The following is a 20,807-nucleotide window of genomic DNA, read 5'->3' on the forward strand; positions in this document are numbered from 1 at the left end:
ACCCCAGCCGAACCACAAGGCCTCGGGATGATGCTTCACCATCGCTACAAGCTTCTCTGCATCCAGGTATTGGAAGCGAAACTGGCGCAATCGGCGTTTGCGGTACCAAAGACTCAATGCCGGTGACAACCGCCAACACGCCATCACTCCGCACGCCGTCATCAACCAATCGAAGGGTTCGTGCGGCAAGCCCGACCAACGACTGGTCCAATACGCCAATTCGGCACCACCCAACCAACCCGAGATGGCATACACCTCGAAAATTGGCCGCCAGGGAAACTGGTAGTCGTAATCGGATTTCATCGGGTATGCCGCATTTGCAAAACGGCACCGATACTTCGAAAATCGGCATGGCTACCCAGCGCACGCATCAACTGTGTGCGGGTCAAGCCGGGCGTGTTTCGCAGCAAGGTCTCAATCGACTGATCCTCCACATCAAGCCATGCCGCGTCGGTTCCGTCTGATGGCAGATGCGGCGCGGCTTGCAATAACTCGTCCATCCAGTGTTCGATGACTTGTCGGAGGTTTTGTGTTTTGGTCGCGCTGGATTCAGATCGTGGCGCGGATGATTCGGGTTGAATATTTTGCCGCTTGCTGGGGGGCGAAACGGTGGCGTTGGTGTTGTATTATCCGGCGCTGGTACGACAATCGGTGATGGTTTAGTGGCAGGCTCATTCTCTACCAATGCCTGACTCAGCGGCGGTGATGATTGCTCGGTCTGCTTTACCGTTGTCGCCGGTGGACGTTTTGCTTTGGGGACACTGTTCCGGCCGACGGCTACCGATGGAACGGCTGGCTTTGACTCTAAGCTTGCGATGGGCTCGGACGTGCTTGCTAACAGCCGTTTGAACATGGCGCTCGGTTCGCCGGCGAGTAGCAGGCCGCGGATTTTTTCGATCTCTCGGACTTTGCGCATGGGCGAGAGTACGTCAGTCACTATCCAGCCTTTTTCGTCCAGGATTTTGATGAAGTGATTGGCTTCGAGTTGCAGGGCATCCGCTGTTCGAGGAAAACCGAGCAAGCATTGGTCTTTATGATCCAACAGATCAGTCCCCCATTGCCATTGTTCAGACAAAACAATACCAGCCAGTTGAATCAGCCATTGGCCGGCCAGGCCTTGGGCTTCCAGCCATTGTCGAGCGAGATCGGTATGCGCTGGCTCGGCCTGGGGGCGCGCCATGGATGGGGTTACCGCTTCAATCGTGCTCACCAAACCTGAGATTGGCGAATTTGGCGGTTTGTCTTCCAAGCCTTTGTTGTCCACATCTTCAGTCGCATGTCCGGAAAGATCGCACAGACTGCTGTCAATTTGAGAATCCATGGCCAACATAGCAGCTAAATCCGCCGGTATGAAGGGCTCAGCGACTTGCGCAACAGTAGGCTCAGCGATAGCGGTCTTGACCGTGCTGTCAGATTCCTTGGCTTTTCGCCGCTTGCCTCCACCTGCGTCGGCAGCCGGTTTTCTAACGGATTGGGAATGGGCGCTGGCTAGGTTAGCAGGCGCAGACTCCGGCTGATCACCAACTTCCATGCCGTCCACCGCCACGGGCGGCTCTCCGCTATACACCAGCTCGATCGATGCCAGGCGCAACATGAACAAACTGCCATTCAGGGTTTCAGTTTGCATATGCCAATATCGAAACCGTCCGCCGTTCGGCAAGGTTTTAGGAATAGCGAGCCCGCGCTCGATCAAAATATCGGCCAGGGTATCTTCATCACGGGGAATGCCGGGGATGTGATCCTTGTCCAGCAGGTTCAGAATTTCTTTGACGGCTGTGCGCCAAACGATATACAGACCGTCCTGGAAACGCCAGATCCGGGCGCCTTTTTCGTTGGCTAGCCAATGGCCGGATTTGACCAATCGGCGCATGGCGTCACACAGATAGCGTTCAACCGGCATGCCCATGGCCGATTCCATACCATGATAGTGGGCTTTTAAATCCCGTTCCACACTCAGGCAATCAGCCGCCATGACCAGCGAATAGCATTTCGAGCCGAGATCCAGACCGTGGATGGTTTCCAGCATGGCCTGCATGATGTCAGGACCGGGTGCCAGAATGTAGGCGCGTGCTTCCCGCGTCAATACCCGCTCGATGACCAGGGCCGAGAACTGCTCATGGCGCTTATGCCGATGCTCTCGCCAGCGTAAGAAATAACGATCGATGTGATGTAGCGCAGCCCAATCGGTCAAGTTTTCATCGCAAGGATTCCAGGTATGTTCACCCAGTCTATCCGTGACGGCTATGTCCGATACCGGCTTGCCGATGTCATGCAACAAACCGGCAAAACAGACAGCCAACCGCCAACGCGGTTCTAAGGATTTACGCGCTTTCGGCGTGGCATCGGTGGCAAACAGACAGTCCTGGGATGTCAAAGCCGCCCAGTGAGCGACCTCCAACCCATGCCGAAACAAACCGCCGGCGCCTCGGTGATGATGGGATTCCGACGCCGGCAGCAGATGGCTGAATGCCGCATAACGCGCGATCACCGGCAGCACGATGCCCTGAAACAGCGATTCCGGACATGCCAAAGCCTGTTCAATAGCCTGGATCAACTCGGTTTGTGTACCGAGAATGCGGGCCACCGGCGCGGCCGGCAAGCCTTTCATGAACGGCGGGTAACGCGGGATCTCTTCCTCCTGGCTGACCGGGCTTAGCTCAGGCGCAGGTTTGCTGGCAACGAACAAACGTTGCAGCCAAGGAATCGAGAACGGTGAAAGCGTGATTTTCATGACCGGCTATCATGCCAGTCATTTTTTTGAGTCAATCTGCGAAAAACGCATAATTATCGAGCTTTCGCAAACGCTCCCCAAAAAATAGTGCTTACTGTGTCGAGTCTTCTTATTTCTTTGGAGACGACATGAACATCCGCATCGCCCCGATTGCTGCTATTTTCCCCGCCTTGATCAGCGTGGGTTGCAGCACCTTACAAACACCATCTGATCAAGTCAGCGAAACCGTTATTGACTCCCTGATGCCCATCACTGCATTCGAGTCGCGGTGGCGTCTGGATGTTACCCGGCAACCCAGTCGTTTGGGCGGCTCGGCATGGTGTACGTCGTCCATCGAACATGTGATCAGGCGCGAGGATCCGGTGTGGTCGACGGCAACCGATTCCGCCGTCGAGGGTTCCGGCCACGATGAAAACCCTGCTGCACCGGATCCCCTGGAGGTAGAACGCGCCTGGCGCAAATACTGCCATCACCAACTCGATCTGACGGAAGCAGAGCGCGAATGGGTCGAGAAAACCCCTCTGCCGCCGACCGATCCAACGCGGCAGTGCGATCCCCGCAGCTTGAAAAAGTGAGGTGGCTATGATGCAAAACACTGCAACCTCATTGACCAACCTCACCGAGCGCTTCCAGTCGTTGACCGATCGCAAGAAAGCCCAGCCTCGACGCATTGAGCCCTTAGACACCATTCCTAGCTGGCCTGCCGGCATGCGAGGGACGCCGAATGCCTGTTTGCGTAGCGCGCTGTTTGCAGGCGTTCAGGGTAATGAACGGATGGCCTACAAAAAGCGCACCTTACTGGCGGCTGTCGACGGTATCGAAGTCCGTTACTTGGGAGTACAGCTCAATCAGTCGGATTTGGACGTCTGGATGCAGATCGTGCATCTGTCCAGAATGCAAATACCGGGCTTTAGTGTCACCTTCAGCGCCCATGCGTTGCTGACGGCCCTGGGGCGATGTACCGGAAAAAGTCAGCACGAATGGCTGAAAGAATCCATGGCTCGTCTGGGTGGTGCCTTCGTCGAAATCACCTACCACGGCCGACACACCTTTGGCGAAAAAGGTTTCCTGCGCTATCACCGTGACGAGGCAACCCAGCGTTATGTGGTAGAACTCACCGAGTCGATGTTACGGTTGTTCGAGGACGGCTACACCCATATCGAATTCGAGCAGCGCCAGCAGCTGCGTAAGCACCCCCTGGCGTTATGGCTGCATGGCTTTTTGTCATCGCATGCGGCGCCATATCCGTTGAAATTGCAAACGCTCTACCAACTGAGTGGCAGTAGCACCCAAAATCCCAGGGATTTCAAGCTCAGGATGCGGAAAGCCTTGCAAGCCTTGGTCGGTATCGGGGCTTTGGAGGGGTTCGAGATCGATGAGGATGTCGTCAAGGTCAAAAAGCAACCGACACCAACGCAAAAACGGCATCTTGAACTCAGGCAATCCTGAGCAAAAAGGCACGGCATTCGACTGACGCCCTTTTGGCCCTGTCGATGCCACCCCGACACGGCATTCGGCTAACGGGCACACGGCATTCGACTGACAGAGGCACGGCATTCGGCTAACAGAGTAACGGCATTCGACTGACACCCCACGGCATTCGGCTAACGCAAAGCACGGCATTCGGCTGACAAAACACACGGCATTCGACTAACGCCTGACCCATTTTTCGAAATCGCTACAGGCCATATCAGACGAGGGCTGTAGCGAATTTCAACTGCACCCAAAATCGCTTGCTAATCTATCTATAATCTTTTTTTAATCTTTATAAGGGGCTTCGCCCCTGTGGATAACTTCGGGATTCATGTCCGGTCTTAGCCGACAAGGCACTTTAATCCATACCTTCACGCAATTCCCGCCGACAGCGATGAAAGGCATCTCGAAACTTGCCCAATAAATCCACTTGTTTGCGCAGGTCGGCAAACTCGGTTTCAAATTCCTCCACCAGTGAGGCCTCCCAGTCGGGTTCTTTTTTCAGAACGTGCTGCAAGGGATAGCTGTAGCCTTTGCCCTTTTTGAGGTATTGCGTGACCGTTTGGGTTTGGCCGTCGATCGACAACGACGCAATCAAAAACCACTCGATCGTGAAAGAATAAGCGCTCTCCCTGCGCCGGATTCGAACCCCCAGCCTGCCGCGTTGAGATGCCGGATATTTTTTGCGTTCCTGGCCCGCTCGTCGCCAATAATCATCGACCAGCATGCGTGCCTGGCCATGCAGACTTTCAACGTTAGCTGCCAGCCATTCAATCACCCGTTCATCGGCATACGCCATTTGATCATTCGGTTCGCTTATCGGATTCATGTCAAAAACCTATTCTTAACCACAGGTTTTTTCGTCTCAAAAACCTAGTGACTTTTTTTGAAAAAAATAACGTGTTCAGCGCAAGTCAAATTCGGAGTCAAAAGCCTAAGAAGTTTTTTTAACGAAAGGTCTCATCGAATCAACGGCTTGTCAGGCCTTGATGAACGTCTAATCGTCGGTCATTTCCCTGTATGAACATTGGGCGAAAAACCCTGTATAGGGCGGCCATAATCTCGCCGATTCCCCCCGACTGCGCCCGCCGGCCCAGACACTCCAAGGTGATCGTCACGCAAATGTCACTAGGCTTTTTCATCGTTATCTTGATCGAGCGCGCTGGATTTTAATGCGCCGCGTTTGACGGCCTTCCATGAAAAGTCGGTGTTTTCGCCGTTTTCATTGATTCAGGCGTTTAAAGCGCAATTTTTTTGACCCAACTTGCGAAAGATCAAAAATTAGCGAGTTTTCGCAAACAACCGGATCAGGGGCGTAGTGGACAATTGGGCTATGAACCCAAAAAACGGCTTGCTTCCATTCCTGCTCATGCTGTCGCTACAGACATCGGTTGTCTGCGGGGAAGAGGCTGTTCAGTCGCCTACCATGTCGTATTTCGAAGACAAGCAGCGCGGGTGGTTTTGGTATGAAGTGTTGCCGGAACCGGTCAAGAACATCCAACCTGAAAAACGACCTGATCCGGTTCCGGAATTGACCAAGACCGAGGCAAAGGCTTCGGAAAAACCGGCTTCAGAACCGAAATCCACGGCGGCGAACCAACCCCAACCGCTCTCCTCAGCCTGGTTGAAACAAAATCTGGAACATTACCTGAACCAGGCCATTGATGATCCCAGTCCCGAGAATGTCGCGGCGTTTTATTACCTGCAGCGGGTGATGATGGACAAAGCCGAGCGCTTTACCAATGCCGCTCGTTATGTGGTGATGTCCGATCCGCAACTCGATGAAACCGTGCGCCGTCCGGTGGCAACCTATGCGGCCAATGAAGCCAATCATCAGGCCAGCGTGGTGGCCGAACGCGCCTTGAAAGCGATTGCCGCCCAAGCCGGTATTTTGTTTTTCTTCCGATCCGATTGCCCCTATTGCCATGTGCAGGCGCCGATTCTGGCCATGCTGGAAAACGCCTACGGATTCAAGATTTATCCCGTGTCGCTGGATGGATTACCGATGCCGAACGGTTTTTTTAGTCAATTTAAACGGGATAACGGTCAGGCGGCGATGTTGGGTGTCGAACAAACCCCGGCTCTGTTCCTGATGAAGCCGCCCAAGCAAGTCGTACCGTTGGCGCAAGGTGCCTTGTCTCTGGAAGAAATCACCGGTCGGATTCTACTGGCGGCCAAGGAAGCCGGTTGGATCGATGCCTCGCAATACCAAACCACTCAGGGCATTCGTAACACGCCGATGCTATTGCCGGCAGCCGGTAGCATCAGCCCTGCGGTCACTCAAGAGCCACTATCACTGATCCAGGCATTGCAACGCAGTGCACATTTTGGGAGCACGCCATGACTTCGTTTTCGCTGCCAATACGCTATCGCCAGGTGCTGGTGTTGACTCTGTTGGTCGAGAGCTCCGTTCCGGCCTATGCCGACCTGCAACAGGAAATGGATAGCATGTTCGGCACCATGACCAATTTCACAGCACCAACCGCGCATTTGGGACAGCGCCGTGGCGTGATTACCGGCGGCAGTCTGGTGGCGCGGAACGGCATCACCAACACCAATCTGGTGTCGTTCGTACCGCCGTCGTTCAGCGCCGGTTGCGGTGGCATCGATTTATTTGCCGGCAGTTTCAGCTTCAATCGGCGCCAACAGAACAACACCCTATCCATTGTCCGGTTTGTCAAACCGAAACTGGGGGCATAACCCGACAACCTCGAATTTCGCGGACATTTTCACAAAATGCGCGCAAAACTTCGACGATATGTCTTGGCCGTTTCTAACGACCAAGGAGAGTCATAATGCACTTACTCGTTCAATCTATCAATGCTCGAACAACACTGGATGCGGCGGAAGGGAAAAACTTAGCCCGACTGGCGCGAGAATGTTTTTTCAATCATCAACCCTTAACGCTCGACTTTGTGAATGTTGGGCAAGTGACGCAGCATTTTTGTCATGCATTATTGTGTCCATTAACGAACGAATTCGGCGCGGACTTTTTGAAGCAATGGTTGCAGCTAAAAAACCTGTCCGCCGACATCGGCGGAATCATGCAGTCTGCCTTGGGCGAATTGGATGACTATTTCGATTGTTTGGAGCGCGCACAGGATCAGATCACTGATCAGGAAATAGTGTCATTGAACAGTCTATGGCTTATCAAAGCCCGTGAGCTTTGCCGCGATAAGCCGTTGTTCGCCAGATACATGCTCGGCATTACTGATCAGGATTTGCGCGATGCCATCGGACGCTTGTCTCTTGAAGATATTGAGCATATTGCCCAGTCTGGCTGGCTATGCTTTGCGCCAAGAGTGTCAAATCATTTGTTTGCGCACCTCAATGCCAAGCAGCGTAGCAGTATTGATGTTTTGCTGACTTTAAGCGGTGACGAGTAATGGAGGCCACAAGGATGATCAAAAGGCTAAAACAGTATGAATTGGCTGTTGAATTGATTCAGCGCCAAGCCAGAATTGCAGTCATTCTCAGGGAAACCGCTATTCCTAAGGACTTGATAAAAGCAACGTACAAAGAATTGCTTGGGCGCCCTGGCAATCCCGGTCCGATCAAGGAGTCGATTCGTGGATTGACACACAACAGACGGCGTTACAAGGAAGCCACACTCTTCGCCAAGATATTTCGATCAATTGAAACCGAAAATCTGCAGGGTGGCATCGATAACGTCATCCAGGCATTCGACTTCTTTAAAATCTCCTTGCCCACTGGCGACCTAGATTTCACCACGGCGTGGTTGGTGGCGCGAGATTTGAGGAATAAGCAGTTGCTGATGTTTTCATGCCATCAGTGCAGTTCACCGGTGTTGATAATAGTAGGCAGTGAAAAATCATTAGAGCGGTGTTGTGTATGTAAAACCAGTTTGAAAACGAGCCTGTAGGAAATACCGTCTGTCCATCAAGTGTTATAGAAATTTAGCGCTTGGTGGGCAAAAGGCGAGAGGGTCGCCCATATCAAAAAGTAAACTATGGAAATATTAAGGCGAGTCAAATGACGATAAAAGACACGCTTCAAAAGATCCTAATTGCACTCGAAGGCAAAGCAAAAGGTGATAGGCTTTGGGATATAGAGGATATTGCCTACTTCTTTGGGGTTGGTAAGTCAAAAGCGCATGAGATTAAATCTCATCCAAGATTTCCAAGGCCGGTAAAACCTTATCCCGGAAGTCACCCTAAATATTTACCTGAAGAGGTTAAAGATTTTGCTAGAAAGCAAAGAGGATAAGTACTTCGTTACATCAAAATTACATCATCAATATCGTAAGCAATTGATTTTACTGATATTAATGGTGCCGAGGAGAGGACTTGAACCTCCACAGGGTTACCCCTACTAGCACCTGAAGCTAGCGCGTCTACCAATTTCACCACCTCGGCATTACCTGCTTGAGCAAGCAATTTGGCCATTATAAGTAAATAGTCGGGTTGTGTCAACTTTAAGTTTTATCCAGAATTGCCTCAAATTAAAAGTAACTCAAGACCTCGGTAAAGGAGGGGCGTAGCCTCACTTTGAATGTAACCGCACGCTATTGGATTACACCAATGGGAAAACACGAACGCAGGGTCTACTTACAAGCCCTCCTAAGGCTGTCGAAAAGTGATCGAGCGGCGAAATAAACGATCCTGAACGAGTTTACGGGGTTGGCGGTTACGCCCGCAAGTACGCGATTCGTTTACTGAATCGAAAAATAAAGCCATCCACTTCACCCACAAAGCGCTGGCCCCTAATCGGAAATACCCAGCCAAGTTGCTGCTAGAGCCCTTGAAACGCATTTGGTTCACCAGCGATGCAAAACGTCAGAAAAAATAACGGGATGGCGCCAAGTTCATCAAAAAAATACCACTCGCTGCAAACCCCTTGTCAACGGGTGATCGATCATCCAGACATCCTGGATGCAACCAAACACACGCTTCGAGAATATCATGCCGAACTCTATCCATTTGCTATCAAGGTGGCGATTGTGTAACCATTGAAACTCATTTTTTCAGGCATTCAGTTTACTTCTAATCTGAGGAGACGACTTTAACCCTTCGGTTACTTTTTTCTATGGGGCAGTAAGTAAGGATGACAGGTTGATGATTTGTTCCGTGGTTCTAAAGCAAGGGCGTAAAGTGAAAGATCGATTCAACCCTTGAATACGATTTAGATCGGTGCACCGTTTTGTCTAATTCACAATAGACGTCTCTATTTCTCTTGCTACATAGTCGTTATCGCTGTAACTACCGAATTGACTCAAGGCGTTAATCCGAAAAACATTTACTGTTTTGTCAGCCTCGGAATATGTCTGGCTGCTACAGTTTATTTTCACCGAAAATCCGTCAAGGCCGGTAAAAACCATCGCGGTTTGGGTGTTTAGGTCAGTGCAACTGCCGCCGTTGGCAATCCGGGCAATCGACCATTCGATGCCGGCGCGCGCGGCCTGATAGGCTCTAGCGCCTTGCAGTGCGTTGATGGAGGTACTAATTTGGTGGGCGCTTAGCCTAACCATATATGCACCCAACAGACCCAGCACTACAAGTACAAAAGTTGCCATCACAATTGAGAATCCGCCTTGTCGGTTCACGGCGCGTTATCTACATGGATTTGTCTAATCAATCGGGTCGACTCTCCGGCGCTGTCCGTCAAGGTGATGGTCAGTGTAACTATTCCGGAGTGCGACGCTGTCGCCGAACTATAGGCAAAATCGCAGCTACTGACATTGTTGGCTTGTAGTTGTCCGCTTGCACCAGTCGGCGGATTAACTTGTGTGGCAGTGATGTTGTAGCCGCTGTAGCGCAATAAAGTGCCCGCAAGCAGATCGCAACGATAGCTCAGCGGGGTATCGACGATAAAAAACCGTTGTGCCGGCGATTGCAGCGGAAATTGCTTGGCAGTTCCTAGAATCAACTCGGTCGTTGTGGACGTGTTGTCTAAGGTGGCGCGATTACTGCCGGCATACGCATCGCTAGTGCCGCTGCCGAGGTTGTAAATAACCAGTTCTCCCGCCGGCGTATTTTCCAAACTGCCCATGACATCGAAGCGATTGTCGCTTGTCGTAAAGTCCAGAACGTCGCCGCTGCCGTCCGCTGCCAATTTTGCTCGATAACGGCCGCCTTCGCTGATATGCAAAAGCTCTAGTGTTGTACCGCCGCCGGCTATGCGGATGCTGTTGGGCAGGGCGCGGCGAATGTCGCGTTGCATCAGCCGAAGCGCCGATTCAGCGTTATCGACTAGTGTGGTGCGGCGCTCCAGATCGAGATAGCTTTTCACCGGCAGGGTAATAATGTCGGTCGTCATTGCCGCCAGAATGCCGATAATGACCAGCACTGTAATTAACTCGATTAGGGTAAAGCCTAGATTAGCGCGGCGCATATCAGTACTCGGTTCGATAACCCACCAAACGCAAATCGCTAACGCCTGGACCATCAACGGTAACGGTTATTTGTTTGGCATTTACGCCGTCGGTTAACGCAGTGGCGGCCGATACCGAGACTGTGACGTTATATTGCGATAAGCCGGCAACTGCATTGCCTTGTTGATCATGCACACCAACGTCGCCCAGGCCGTTATAGTCATCGACATCGTCGTAGTCGGCTCTGGCACTAGTGCTTCCACCGCTGTAGGCTTGGAGTAAAATTTCCTCCAGATAGGATTCCGCTATCGCGATGGCTTGATGCTGTAGCACCGGGTTCGCGCTGTGGCTAACGGTTAGATTAATCACCGATAACACGCCTAGCAGTCCGATACTGATTATCAGCATCGATAGAATCAACTCTATCAGCGTAACGCCGATTTGCCGTTGATAATGGATTTTCGCATATGGTTTAAGATGAGCTGTCATACACAAAGCCGGTGTCTTTAACCACGCTGATTTGTTTGCCGTTACTACCGACACTGATTTGCTGGTCGGCGGATGCGTCGCCTTTGGCCGTGAAATAAAAGGTCGTGTCGATCAAATTAATACCGGTCTGACTGCCCTGATAAGTCGATTCTCCTGAGCCAGGTCTAGCCACCGTTAGATCGAAATCGGTGGCGACGTTTGAGGCGCACTTGCTGCGATCCGTCGCAGATGGACGGCGCAATTCGAATTGATTGGCGCTGATTTGCACTTGAACATTGCAGCCGGTCGTCACCGCCAACTTTTGGGCGTAGCGAATGGCATTGATGGTATCGTCGAAGAAGGTTCGTTCCTGATAAACCGACAGATCGAAAAACTTGGGTAATGCCGTTGCCGACAAAATACCGAGAATGACGATGGTCATTGCCAGCTCAAGCAATGTAAAACCGGCCGAGCGGCGGTCCGAAATACTCAGCATCTCAGTCTAAGACAGGCTATGGTCAAAAGCTGGCACCGCACATGCTCAATAGCCCTTTATGATCGACATGGCGGACCAAGGTCTTCGTTTAGATGCGTGTTTAGGGCAGCTTTATTTCCATTACGAACAGTTACTATTAACGATGCTGGCTGTTGCGGGGACCGATGCGCTGGTAGCCGCTGTGTATGTGATCTCGCAAGTGGCGGCAGTCGTTACGCCTGATGAGAAACCGATCTTCGTGCCGGCAGTGGTGAACGAAAGATCGCCGGTCAAGCGGATGGCCGAGCCGATACCGGCAGCGGTTGCCGCCGGGTAGCCATACACCAAATCCACGGTATTGCCTTCCAGCGTTATGGTTTGGCCCGACGCGGCGGTTTTGCTTTCGAGCAGGGCTTGGGCGTGCGCAATGGTTATCGCGGAGTTAACCGCGCCAAACGCACCTTCCAGCGCCGCCGCCCGGGCATCGGCGGACATGTTGGAAAACTTAGGTAAAGCGGTGGCCGCTAAAATACCTAAAATCACGATGACCATGATTAGTTCTATTAATGTGAATCCTTGCTGTCGATATGATTTCATTGTTTTTTCCGAAAATTAAGGCGTAAACGAATATTCTGTTAAAAGTAAGGTATATGAATTGCTAGCTATTGTAGAGTATGACCTAGTCTATACTGGGGTTTAATTTTGGTTAACCATTGAGAAAATGCAACGCTTGAGTTTTCAGGGTATTTTTCACTTACTATTGATATGAGTATTCGGACATTCATCTTTTGCGACATCTGCAACCCCCAAGGCTTGCGTTCAATAGAGTTTCGGCGGGCGCCGCGCAGTGACGAGCGAGTCGGTAGGCGCCTCAGCGACGGTAGGGCCTGGTTCGAAGGTGAGTTATTCTTGGCCGTTAATTCAGGCTGGTTATGTACCGAGGACGGTCGGCATATTTGTCCTATATGTCAAGGCCATAGCTGATAATGAGTCGGGTGTTTGGCTGTTGGGCGCAACTCCTGGCGCTCGCGCTGTTAGCAGTTTTCAGCGTTCAATCCTCAGCTGAAACATTATATCTGAATGGTTCTGGAACTGGAGCGGGCGTGCCGGTGAGTAATTTTAAAATTAACGCTCCGACTCAGACCACTTTACCAAATTTCGATCCCGATAGAGATTCTTCCGCTGGTCGCTTTATCCAGAAAGGTGGTAGCGGGTTTACTGAAACAGACGCATCCCGATATCAGACTTGGCTTGTTGCTGCGGGTGGACGCATCATAATTGGTAATGTGACATTCATATTTTGGAGTGCTATGAAAGACTTCAGAAACAGTGAAAGAGATGGTGGCGTGTCCGCTTTTCTGGCACATTGCGACAGCACGGGTGCTAGCTGTATCCAAATAGCCTCGTCCGCAATTAATCGTAGTCCTTGGGCCACGACTGGTAGCTGGGTTCAGAAAACGGCTACTTTCACGATACCTTCAAGCTTTACAATACCTGCCGGGCGCTATTTAGCGCTTAAGCTTATCGTCAACAACACCAGTGACGACGATATGTGGTTTGCGTATGACACTACCAGCTACCCAAGTCGCCTTGAAGGACTGGTGCCTGTGGTTACCGGTATCGACAGGGTGTCTGCAAGCCCCACTACGGCTGGAAGCAATGTGTCTTGGAGCGTTACGTTCGACAAGGGTGTCACAGGTGTTGATACCACTGACTTTTCTCTGGTGCCGAGCGGAGGGGTGACTGGCGCCTCGATAAGTTCTGTGATCGGTAGCGGCACTAGCTGGACCGTGACAGCCAATACCGGTTTGGGCTCAGGGTCCTTAGGGTTGAATTTGGTCGATAACGATACGATTAAGGATTCCACCAATACTGTGTTGGGCGGTAGCGGTAGTGGCAATGGCAACTTCACTGGCCAGGTTTACACGGTGCCTTCGACGTTGCTACCCCAGTTGGATTTTTATATGGACGAAGCGTCCTGGAACGGTACTGCCAACGAAGTGATTGACAGTGGGAGCGGCTATCACGGTACGGCCGCAACGTTGGCGGGCAGCAAACCCAGCACTGCCAACACCCTACCAGCGCGCGCCGGTAGTCCGGGAACCTGCGGCTACGGGGTCTTCAACCGCACCAATAAAAACTATGTTGCGTTGTCATCCAGTTTCCCCAACTTGGGAGCGACGGGCGACGCTTTCACTATTGCCGCCTGGATCAAAACCACCAACAACACCTCGCCGAACCAGCGGATTTTTATCGACGACGAAAATAACAGTGGTGGTTACGGCTTTAGCCTCGCCGACGGCGGAACAGGTAAGGTGCGCTTCTTTACTAGGGGGACGCCTTCAGCGTTGAGTTTGGACACGGCAAACGTGATAGCTAATAACACCTGGTATTTCGTCGCGGCGGTGGCCGACGTGCCCAATAAAATTAAACGGATTTACGTATTCAATACCGCCGGAACTTTATTGGCCAATGTCAGCATGACGTGGACCGAAACCAGTTTCGGTTCGGATAGCGGCATTGCATCTATCGGTGGTGAAACCAATGCGGCCGGGGAGAATAACAATAACTTTGGTTTTGCCGGCAATATCGACGAGCTTAGGATTTTTCAAAATGCCTTATCTCAAACAGATATCCAAACTCTTATGTCGCGCACCCGCTCTTGCACTGTTGTTTCGCCGGTGTTGCTCAATCCCGTTGATTTCAATTGCGTCGAAGCCGGGCAATCGGAATTGACTGGGCATATCTACGGCAAACTGGCTGGTACCCCGTTTGCTTTAGACGTAGTTGCCCTTAAAGACGGGAATAGCGACGGTATCGCCGAAGGAGCGCTCACTACCTATGCTTCCGATGTGACGCGTAACGTGACAGTGGAACTTGTCGATGGCTCCGGGAGCACGGCCTGCCGTTATAGGAGCGCGCTAAGTCCGGCTATTAGCCAGACTCTGTCGTTTACCAAGGCATCGCAACCCAGTGAGCAAGGCCGAAAAAGCAGCGCGGGCTTTACGGTTGCCAAAGCTTACGCCAATTTACGTTGCCGGGTGACCGACGCTACCAATTCTCCGTCCGTAGTGGGTTGCTCGGCTGACAGCTTCTCGGTGAGGCCGGCCGCGTTTAACGTCTCCGCGAGCGCCGACGGCAGTTCGGCGATTAAAACCGGTACCAGTTTTACGATGACGGCCGCCAGCGGAGTAGTCGGATATGACGGCTCGCCAAAGCTGGATCCCAGTAAATTGAACGCGCACAGTGGGGCGGTTCGCAGTGGAACCTTGACCGGCACTTTCGACTACGCGGATCATGCGACGGGAACGGCAAGAGGTACTGATTTTATTTATTCCGAAGTGGGCTATTTCAATTTATCGGCGCAAGGCGTTTACGACGACAACTTCACCGAGGTCGATGCGGTAAACAATGATTGCGCCAACAGTTTTGCTAATACCGTGGTCGGCGGAAAATTCGGCTGCAAATTCGGTAATACGGCTACCACCAGTAATTTCGGTCGCTTTATCCCGGACCATTTTGACGTGACCCTAAACACGCCGCTATTCGCCCCAGCCTGCGGCAGCTTTAGTTACGTCGGCCAACCCATCAAGTATACGACTAACCCGGTAGCAACTATCAGCGCCAAGAATGCCGATGACGTAACTACCCAAAACTACACCGGCAGTTATTGGAAAATCAGCCCTAGTCACGCTACTTATGGCATAACGCCCAGCTACAGCGAAGCCGGCAACGCCTTGACGGTGTTAAACAGCAGTTCACCGGTCGCGACCGATACCGGCAACGGCAGCGGCACGTTGACATTTGCGGATACTAGCAGCAATATTCTTGGTGTTACTCGCGGCAATCCATTGGCACCGTTTAACGCTGAAATCGCGATGAGTTTTAGCTTGCAGGATACCGACGCGGTGCAGGTGGCTCACATCAACGGTGTGGCGGGCAATAATCCGGTGAAATTCGGGGCGGCGAGTGCCGGAAACGGCATTGCTTTCTCTGGCGGCAACAAAACCCAGCGCTGGGGACGTTTGACGCTAAGCAATGCCCACGGTTCGGAACTGACAGCCTTACCCATGCCCTTGTTCAGCGAGTATTTCAATGGTACTGCTTTCGTCACCAACACCGCTGACAATTGCACGAACCTGAGTCTAAGTAGCCAGATCAAGCTCAGCAATGCAGCTACCTCAAACGGCGCCTTAAAAGCCGGAAATACGGCTATGACCATACTGCCGTCGGGTACATCGTCTGCGACTTTGGCGAATACGCCACTGCTAGCCGGTATAGCGGGCCTGAGTTTCAGTGCGCCGGGCGCCGGCAATACCGGTTATATCGATGTCAGTGCAGACCTAAGCAGTCTGCCATGGCTGTTATTCGATTGGGATCACGACGGTGGACACGATGACGCGCCAACGGCCAAGGCAACATTTGGTATCTACAAAGGCAACAGCCGGCAGATTTATCTGCGGGAAGTATACTAGCGATGCATATTGGTCGATAAATCCCACATTGGTAGAAATATACCCAATGCCAGCACCAGTACCATGATGCCGATTACCACGATCAACACCGGCTCGATGACGCTGGAGAGCACTTTCAGATCCGCATCAATCTCGCCTTCGTAAAAGTCTGCTACTTCATGCAACATTTCCGCGATGTTGCCGGACTCTTCGCCGACCATAATCATTTGAATCACCAAGGGCGGAAACAGACCGATGCTTTTCGCCATCCGGCTGATACTGTCGCCTTTTTCGATGCCGATCCGCATCTTATGCAGCTTGGCGCCGATGTATTCGTTGCCGACGGCTTTTGAGACTATCGCAATACCCTGAATCAACGGTACGCCGGCGGTTAATATCATGGCAAAGGCGCGGGAAAATCGTTCCATCGTCGCCCGTTCGACGATGCTGCCGACCGCCGGAATTTTTAGCAACAGCCAATGCCATTGCTTCAAGCCTTCCGGATTTTTCAGATATTTGGCAAACAACAAAGCTGCCGCGACCAATGACCCCAACAGGTGCGGCCAGTAATTGACCGTAAATTCGGAAATCGACATCATCAGACGGGTTTGCCAAGGTAATTGCGCGCCCATTTTGTCGAACATGCCTTTAAAGGCCGGAATGACATAGATATTGACGATGACCAGGGCGATGCTGATGGCCGCGATTACCATGCCTGGGTAACGCAGCGCGGTTTTGATGCGGTTCTCGGTATCCTTTTCCCGCTCCAGATAATGACTGATTTGCAGAAAAGCTTGCTCCAGGCTGCCGGTGGTCTCGCCGACATTGACAATGCTGAGCAATAGCAACGGGAAAATCCGGTCGTATTGCGCCATGGCTTGCGACAGCGGTTGGCCGGATTCCAGTTTGCGCGTGATACCAACCAAAGCCTGCTTCAAGGCAATATTGCGGCTGGAATCGGCCAGGCTGCTAATGGCGCGGGACAGCGGCACGCCGGCTTTGGTCAGGCTGTACATTTGTCGGCTGAACAGAATCAGGTCGTTGATATTGAGAGCCCTTAAGGCGCGCCAGTGCGCAAATTGTTCCAGCAAGTCGGCGCCGCTAGCGATCGGTTCGATGGCGATGGGGATCAAACCTCTGCTATTTAGGGTTTGTGCGACGGTTTGCGCGGATTCAGCTTCCAGCTGGCCGTTGATCAGTTGGCCTTTGGGATTGCGGGCCTTATAGGCAAAATTCGCCATCTCAGCTTTCCGAGATGCGCATGATTTCGTGTAAGGTTGTAGTGCCTTGCTTGACCAGCTCCAACGCTTGTGCAGTAAACGGCTTAAAACCCGGCGTGGCGCGGGCGGCTGAGATAAAGCCGGCAGAATCGTTGCGACGCAAGGCGTCCAGGGTGTCGTGGTTCAACTCCAACAGTTCATAAACGCCGATGCGGCCGCGATAGCCTACGTGATTGCAGTATTGGCAGCCGGCGCCTTTTTTAAACGTAATGTCGCCAGCCCGAATATTTAAGGACTTTTCCAGCCAGATGCTTTGGCCTTCGTTGATCTCGGCGGTTTGCACGCAACGGTCGCAAATTTTTCTGACTAAACGCTGGGCGACGATAACTTTCAGCGCGCTGGCAAGGATATAGCCTTCAATGCCCATATCCAACAGCCGGGTGGCAGTTTCCACCGCGCCGTTGGTATGCAATGTTGAGAATACCAAATGACCGGTGATCGAGGCGCGCACCGCGATTTCGGCGGTTTCCCTATCGCGAATTTCGCCCACCAGAATTACGTCAGGATCCTGCCGTAGCGCCGAGCGCAGCACACTGGCAAAGGTCAGGCCGATCTTGTCGTTGACTTGCGCCTGATTGATACGGGGCAGGCTGTATTCCACGGGGTCCTCGGCGGTGATGATTTTGGTCTGCGGATAGTTAACCGACGAAAGCGCCGCGTATAGCGTGGTGGTCTTGCCGCTGCCGGTGGGGCCCGTGACCAAGATCAAACCATGCGGATTGCGGATATGGGTTTTAAAGCGACCCAACAATTCCGCAGGCATGCCGAGTAGCTCCAAATCCAGCAAACCCTTGGATTGATCCAGAATCCGCATCACCACCGATTCACCACTTTGAATTGGCAGCGTCGATAGCCGCACGTCCAGCGCCTTGTTTTTGACCCGAATACTGAAACGGCCGTCTTGCGGCAAGCGTTTTTCGGAAATATTCAAACCGCACATCAGCTTTAGACGCACCATCAGCGCCGGGGCGATGTTGATATTGTCCAATACTTGTTCGTTCAACACACCATCTACCCGTTGGCGGATGCGCAGCACATTTTCGTCCGGTTCAATGTGGATGTCCGAGGCGTTGGTCTGCACCGCGTCTTCGAAAATCGATTGCAGCAATTTAACCACCGGCGCGTCGCTGACTTCGCTGCTGGAGAGTAGGGCGTTCAGGTCGAATTGATTTTCCGCCAGTTCGTCGCTGAGCTGGTCGGCCAAGTTGCTGATTTCTTCGGTGCGGCGGTAGGCTTGGTCGATGGCGGTGAGCAAATCCGATTCGCGCACCACCGCCTGGCGTATGCGCTTTTTCAGCACCCGGCTCAGTTCGTCCAGCCCCATCAAATCGGTCGGATCGGCCATGGCCAGCAACACGTCATTAGCGTTGCTCTCTAAAAGCATGACCCGAAAGCGGCGGGCCAGATTCTCCGGCAGTTCCTTGCAAATTTCCGGTTTGCGCTTGTATTGGGAAATATCCAGGAAGGGTATTTGCAATTGCCGGGACAGGAAACTGAGTAAATCGGTTTCGGAAATAAAATTCAGATCGACCAAGGTGCGGCCCAGCTTGCGGCCGGTTTTTTTTTGTTCGGCCAACGCGGTCATCAATTGCTCGTGACTGATGATACGGTGTTGTACCAACAAGTCGCCGATGCGGATTTTCTTTTGCGGATATTCCATGGCGGGTGAATTAATTCAGGGCGCTGAGACGTTGTTTAATATAGTTCACAACGTCTGCGTTCAAGGTGTTTTTGTCCAGTGCTTGCTGGTAAGCCTGCGCGGCCTCTTGTGTCTGGTTTAACTTGTCCTGGCAAATTGCTAAACCCAACCAGTGCTCGGCCTTCTCTGGCTGTTGCTGAGTCAGACGTTGGTAAATATGTTCTGCTGGCAGGAAGCGCTGCTGTTGTTGATAGCTGGCGGCCAGCAATGACAGATAATTCGTATCGTCTACCGAGTCGGGGTTGATCTGTTCCAGTGTGTTTATTGCCGCGACAAAGTTTTTTTGCTGAACGTATAAATGTGCCTGGGTTTTTACGAACAATAGGTTGTCCGGGAATAATTGCAGACTTTCTTGCACGAAATCAGCGATCTCTTCCGGGTTGGCAGGCACTTTTAATAGGATTTGCAGAAATAGGGTGCGTGCACCCAAGTGGCTGGGGTTAAGCTGCAAGGCATTGAGCAAATCTGCCTGGATTGCCGATGGCGAGCGGCTGGCTTTGGCGCGCCGGTACAGGGCGTCGGCCTGTTCAGCGGGCGTTTGTGTTTTAACGGGCTTGACTGCTGGCGAGATGGTTGGCGGAAGCGGTGCGGCGTTGGCGGGTGATGGCGGCACTTCCGGCTCTACTGCTTTGCTTGGTTGGATGATTTGTTCGGTTTTGATTGCGGCCGGTTGGGCGCCCCTGGCATTTGCTGATGGCGTCTCAGGTTGTGCGACTTTTGGCGGTTCCGTCGGTGTCGGTGCAGATATTTGCACGGGTGCGGCCGGTAGTGCCATGGCGGGGGCGGCAACCGCCGGCTGTTCCGTCTGGGTCGAGTGGGTTTGCCGCCACACGTAATGCAGGGGCAGTGTCAATGCGAATGCAATTAACCAGTACCAACGGCGTTGATGCTGGGTATGTGGGGCAGGCCTCAGTTCCAGTTTTGGGGCAGGCGTTTTATTTGGGGTGTTGCGTTGTTCCAAATCGCGCAACATTTGATTGATCAGGCTCATAGGCTTAAGTATGACGAAAAATAAGCAAACAGCGAACAGCTAAGTAGCAGCAGCCACAGGAAAATGCTTCTAAAGCCCCAAGGCAGCGTTCTACCCCGGGTGTCGTCGGTATCCAGAGCAGCCAGTTGCAAGTGTCGCCAGCCTATTTTGCTTTGGCCTTTACCGTATGCGGCCAACAAGGCTTTATGCGTCAGAATATTGATCAGGCGCGGAATGCCTTGCGTATAAAAATGCAGCGCGTGGACGCTTAGCGGTGCCAACAAATCGGTATGCGTGTTGCCGGCGATTCTTAGCCGATGCAACACATATTCGCGAATTTGCCGCTTATTCAGCGGCTGCAAGGTATAGCTAAAGCTGATGCGCTGGCGTAACTGGCGGATCGATTTGTTTAGCAGCAGCTCATCCAGCTCGGGTTGGCCGAACAACACGATTTGCAGCAGTTTTTGTTTCTCGGTTTCCAGATTGGTGAGCAGCCGCAAGCTTTCCAGGGTTTCCAGAGGCATGGCCTGGGCTTCGTCGATAATCAATACCACTTTATTGCCGAGCTTGGCGGCCATCAGCAGATAATCGTTGATTTGCGTCAAGGTGCGGCTTTGCCAGGCATTGCTGGAATAGCGGATGCCCAATTCCTCCGCGACCGCCAGATGCAAGCCGGCTGCGGATAAATGCGGATTGGGCAGATAGGCGGTGATAAACGGCGCCGGCAATTCGTTCAGCAGCATCCGGCACAGCAAGGTCTTGCCGGTACCGACCGGGCCGGTGATCTTGATAAAACCCTCGCCGCTTTGCAAGGCAATCATCAGCACATTCAAGGCTTCGCGATGCGTAGGCAAATCGCAGAAAAACTCGGTGTCCGGCGTCAGGTTGAAGGGCAGCTGATTTAGGCCGAAATGTTGTAGGTACAT

General features: G+C 52.4%; 20 protein-coding genes, 1 tRNA gene and 1 pseudogene. 9 read left to right on the top strand and 13 right to left on the bottom strand.

Annotation, left to right across the window (positions count from 1 at the left end; translation table 11 throughout):
- A pseudogene (locus NP589_RS09950) lies at positions 1–303 on the bottom strand (conjugative transfer system coupling protein TraD); the annotation flags it as partial.
- Between the two features lie 82 nt (positions 304–385).
- Complete coding sequence (mobH, locus tag NP589_RS09955) at positions 386–2,731, bottom strand: MobH family relaxase (protein WP_256606842.1); 2,346 nt, start codon at positions 2,729–2,731, stop codon at positions 386–388.
- Positions 2,732–2,859: 128 nt separating this feature from the next.
- On the opposite strand from mobH, the gene NP589_RS09960 reads away from it, so the two are divergent.
- Complete coding sequence (locus tag NP589_RS09960; RefSeq protein ID WP_256606843.1) at positions 2,860–3,306, top strand: hypothetical protein; 447 nt, start codon at positions 2,860–2,862, stop codon at positions 3,304–3,306.
- A 10-nt stretch (positions 3,307–3,316) separates the two neighbouring features.
- Positions 3,317–4,180: a plasmid replication initiator TrfA gene (trfA, locus tag NP589_RS09965; RefSeq protein ID WP_256606844.1), complete on the top strand. Its 864-nt coding sequence runs from the start codon at positions 3,317–3,319 to the stop codon at positions 4,178–4,180.
- 382 nt (positions 4,181–4,562) lie between these two features.
- On the opposite strand, the gene mobI is transcribed toward trfA, so the two are convergent.
- The gene (mobI, locus tag NP589_RS09970) at positions 4,563–5,033 is read right to left on the bottom strand and encodes a conjugative transfer protein MobI(A/C) (protein ID WP_256606845.1); all 471 of its coding nucleotides are present in this window, start codon (positions 5,031–5,033) and stop codon (positions 4,563–4,565) included.
- A gap of 504 nt (positions 5,034–5,537) precedes the next feature.
- Here mobI and traF point away from each other — a divergent pair.
- The 5 genes from traF (at position 5,538) to NP589_RS09995 (ending at position 8,431) form a co-directional block, all read left to right on the top strand.
- The gene (traF, locus tag NP589_RS09975; protein WP_256606846.1) at positions 5,538–6,548 is read left to right on the top strand and encodes a conjugal transfer protein TraF; all 1,011 of its coding nucleotides are present in this window, start codon (positions 5,538–5,540) and stop codon (positions 6,546–6,548) included.
- Positions 6,545–6,904 (top strand): conjugal transfer protein TraH, encoded by a 360-nt coding sequence (locus tag NP589_RS09980; protein ID WP_443190211.1) that lies wholly within the window; start codon positions 6,545–6,547, stop codon positions 6,902–6,904. The genes traF and NP589_RS09980 overlap by 4 nt, the downstream gene beginning before the upstream one ends.
- A 95-nt stretch (positions 6,905–6,999) precedes the next feature.
- On the top strand, positions 7,000–7,590 hold the full coding sequence (locus tag NP589_RS09985; protein ID WP_256606847.1) for a flagellar transcriptional regulator FlhD: 591 nt from the start codon (positions 7,000–7,002) through the stop codon (positions 7,588–7,590).
- A gap of 14 nt (positions 7,591–7,604) precedes the next feature.
- Positions 7,605–8,087, top strand: coding sequence for a FlhC family transcriptional regulator (locus NP589_RS09990; RefSeq protein WP_371929662.1), 483 nt, complete (start codon positions 7,605–7,607; stop codon positions 8,085–8,087).
- 110 nt (positions 8,088–8,197) lie between these two features.
- Positions 8,198–8,431 (top strand): hypothetical protein, encoded by a 234-nt coding sequence (locus tag NP589_RS09995; protein ID WP_256606849.1) that lies wholly within the window; start codon positions 8,198–8,200, stop codon positions 8,429–8,431.
- A 62-nt stretch (positions 8,432–8,493) separates the two neighbouring features.
- Here the strand turns inward: NP589_RS09995 and NP589_RS10000 are convergent.
- Positions 8,494–8,580, bottom strand: a tRNA-Leu gene (locus NP589_RS10000).
- A 410-nt stretch (positions 8,581–8,990) separates the two neighbouring features.
- Between NP589_RS10000 and NP589_RS10005 the strand changes: the two genes are divergently transcribed.
- Positions 8,991–9,170, top strand: coding sequence for a hypothetical protein (locus NP589_RS10005; RefSeq protein ID WP_256606850.1), 180 nt, complete (start codon positions 8,991–8,993; stop codon positions 9,168–9,170).
- Positions 9,171–9,368: 198 nt separating this feature from the next.
- Here the strand turns inward: NP589_RS10005 and NP589_RS10010 are convergent, their stop codons facing one another.
- The 5 genes from NP589_RS10010 to NP589_RS21655 all read right to left on the bottom strand — a co-directional run bounded on the left by NP589_RS10010 (position 9,369) and on the right by NP589_RS21655 (position 12,075).
- A complete protein-coding gene (locus NP589_RS10010; RefSeq protein ID WP_256606851.1) occupies positions 9,369–9,737 on the bottom strand; it encodes a hypothetical protein in 369 nt (122 codons plus the stop codon).
- Positions 9,738–9,763: 26 nt separating this feature from the next.
- On the bottom strand, positions 9,764–10,555 hold the full coding sequence (locus NP589_RS10015; protein WP_256606852.1) for a PulJ/GspJ family protein: 792 nt from the start codon (positions 10,553–10,555) through the stop codon (positions 9,764–9,766).
- Position 10,556: 1 nt separating this feature from the next.
- Entirely contained in the window at positions 10,557–11,024 is a 468-nt protein-coding gene (locus NP589_RS10020; RefSeq protein ID WP_256606853.1) for a type IV pilus modification PilV family protein, read from the bottom strand.
- Positions 11,008–11,499, bottom strand: a complete 492-nt coding sequence (locus NP589_RS10025; RefSeq protein WP_256606854.1) for a prepilin-type N-terminal cleavage/methylation domain-containing protein — start codon at positions 11,497–11,499, stop codon at positions 11,008–11,010. Before NP589_RS10025 ends, NP589_RS10020 begins: the two co-directional genes overlap by 17 nt.
- A gap of 120 nt (positions 11,500–11,619) precedes the next feature.
- A complete protein-coding gene (locus NP589_RS21655; protein WP_305890979.1) occupies positions 11,620–12,075 on the bottom strand; it encodes a type II secretion system protein in 456 nt (151 codons plus the stop codon).
- Positions 12,076–12,788: 713 nt separating this feature from the next.
- On the opposite strand from NP589_RS21655, the gene NP589_RS10035 reads away from it, so the two are divergent.
- On the top strand, positions 12,789–15,953 hold the full coding sequence (locus NP589_RS10035) for a LamG-like jellyroll fold domain-containing protein (protein ID WP_256606855.1): 3,165 nt from the start codon (positions 12,789–12,791) through the stop codon (positions 15,951–15,953).
- On the opposite strand, the gene NP589_RS10040 is transcribed toward NP589_RS10035, so the two are convergent.
- Genes NP589_RS10040 through NP589_RS10055 form a run of 4 tightly spaced genes read right to left on the bottom strand, consistent with a single transcriptional unit; the run spans position 15,950 to position 20,807 of the window.
- Positions 15,950–17,173: a type II secretion system F family protein gene (locus NP589_RS10040; RefSeq protein ID WP_256606856.1), complete on the bottom strand. Its 1,224-nt coding sequence runs from the start codon at positions 17,171–17,173 to the stop codon at positions 15,950–15,952. The two genes, NP589_RS10035 and NP589_RS10040, sit on opposite strands and share 4 nt — an antisense overlap.
- 1 nt (position 17,174) lies before the next feature.
- The gene (locus NP589_RS10045; protein ID WP_256606857.1) at positions 17,175–18,872 is read right to left on the bottom strand and encodes a GspE/PulE family protein; all 1,698 of its coding nucleotides are present in this window, start codon (positions 18,870–18,872) and stop codon (positions 17,175–17,177) included.
- A 10-nt stretch (positions 18,873–18,882) separates the two neighbouring features.
- A complete protein-coding gene (locus NP589_RS10050) occupies positions 18,883–19,902 on the bottom strand; it encodes a tetratricopeptide repeat protein (RefSeq protein WP_256606858.1) in 1,020 nt (339 codons plus the stop codon).
- Positions 19,899–20,807, bottom strand: a complete 909-nt coding sequence (locus NP589_RS10055; protein ID WP_256606859.1) for an ExeA family protein — start codon at positions 20,805–20,807, stop codon at positions 19,899–19,901. The genes NP589_RS10050 and NP589_RS10055 overlap by 4 nt, the downstream gene beginning before the upstream one ends.

This window comes from Methylomonas rosea (assembly GCF_024505055.1).
Classification (GTDB): Bacteria; Pseudomonadota; Gammaproteobacteria; order Methylococcales; family Methylomonadaceae; genus Methylomonas; species Methylomonas rosea.

What these genes read in the sequence shown, in the direction of transcription:
- mobH (WP_256606842.1), bottom strand. Translation starts at nt 2,731, where the DNA reads ATGAAAATCACGCTTTCACCGTTCTCGATTCCTTGGCTGCAACGTTTG.
- NP589_RS09960 (WP_256606843.1), top strand. Translation starts at nt 2,860, where the DNA reads ATGAACATCCGCATCGCCCCGATTGCTGCTATTTTCCCCGCCTTGATC.
- trfA (WP_256606844.1), top strand. Translation starts at nt 3,317, where the DNA reads ATGCAAAACACTGCAACCTCATTGACCAACCTCACCGAGCGCTTCCAG.
- mobI (WP_256606845.1), bottom strand. Translation starts at nt 5,033, where the DNA reads ATGAATCCGATAAGCGAACCGAATGATCAAATGGCGTATGCCGATGAA.
- traF (WP_256606846.1), top strand. Translation starts at nt 5,538, where the DNA reads ATGAACCCAAAAAACGGCTTGCTTCCATTCCTGCTCATGCTGTCGCTA.
- NP589_RS09980 (WP_443190211.1), top strand. Translation starts at nt 6,545, where the DNA reads ATGACTTCGTTTTCGCTGCCAATACGCTATCGCCAGGTGCTGGTGTTG.
- NP589_RS09985 (WP_256606847.1), top strand. Translation starts at nt 7,000, where the DNA reads ATGCACTTACTCGTTCAATCTATCAATGCTCGAACAACACTGGATGCG.
- NP589_RS09990 (WP_371929662.1), top strand. Translation starts at nt 7,605, where the DNA reads ATGATCAAAAGGCTAAAACAGTATGAATTGGCTGTTGAATTGATTCAG.
- NP589_RS09995 (WP_256606849.1), top strand. Translation starts at nt 8,198, where the DNA reads ATGACGATAAAAGACACGCTTCAAAAGATCCTAATTGCACTCGAAGGC.
- NP589_RS10005 (WP_256606850.1), top strand. Translation starts at nt 8,991, where the DNA reads ATGCAAAACGTCAGAAAAAATAACGGGATGGCGCCAAGTTCATCAAAA.
- NP589_RS10010 (WP_256606851.1), bottom strand. Translation starts at nt 9,737, where the DNA reads ATGGCAACTTTTGTACTTGTAGTGCTGGGTCTGTTGGGTGCATATATG.
- NP589_RS10015 (WP_256606852.1), bottom strand. Translation starts at nt 10,555, where the DNA reads ATGCGCCGCGCTAATCTAGGCTTTACCCTAATCGAGTTAATTACAGTG.
- NP589_RS10020 (WP_256606853.1), bottom strand. Translation starts at nt 11,024, where the DNA reads ATGACAGCTCATCTTAAACCATATGCGAAAATCCATTATCAACGGCAA.
- NP589_RS10025 (WP_256606854.1), bottom strand. Translation starts at nt 11,499, where the DNA reads ATGCTGAGTATTTCGGACCGCCGCTCGGCCGGTTTTACATTGCTTGAG.
- NP589_RS21655 (WP_305890979.1), bottom strand. Translation starts at nt 12,075, where the DNA reads ATGAAATCATATCGACAGCAAGGATTCACATTAATAGAACTAATCATG.
- NP589_RS10035 (WP_256606855.1), top strand. Translation starts at nt 12,789, where the DNA reads ATGAAAGACTTCAGAAACAGTGAAAGAGATGGTGGCGTGTCCGCTTTT.
- NP589_RS10040 (WP_256606856.1), bottom strand. Translation starts at nt 17,173, where the DNA reads ATGGCGAATTTTGCCTATAAGGCCCGCAATCCCAAAGGCCAACTGATC.
- NP589_RS10045 (WP_256606857.1), bottom strand. Translation starts at nt 18,872, where the DNA reads ATGGAATATCCGCAAAAGAAAATCCGCATCGGCGACTTGTTGGTACAA.
- NP589_RS10050 (WP_256606858.1), bottom strand. Translation starts at nt 19,902, where the DNA reads ATGAGCCTGATCAATCAAATGTTGCGCGATTTGGAACAACGCAACACC.
- NP589_RS10055 (WP_256606859.1), bottom strand. Translation starts at nt 20,807, where the DNA reads ATGTACCTACAACATTTCGGCCTAAATCAGCTGCCCTTCAACCTGACG.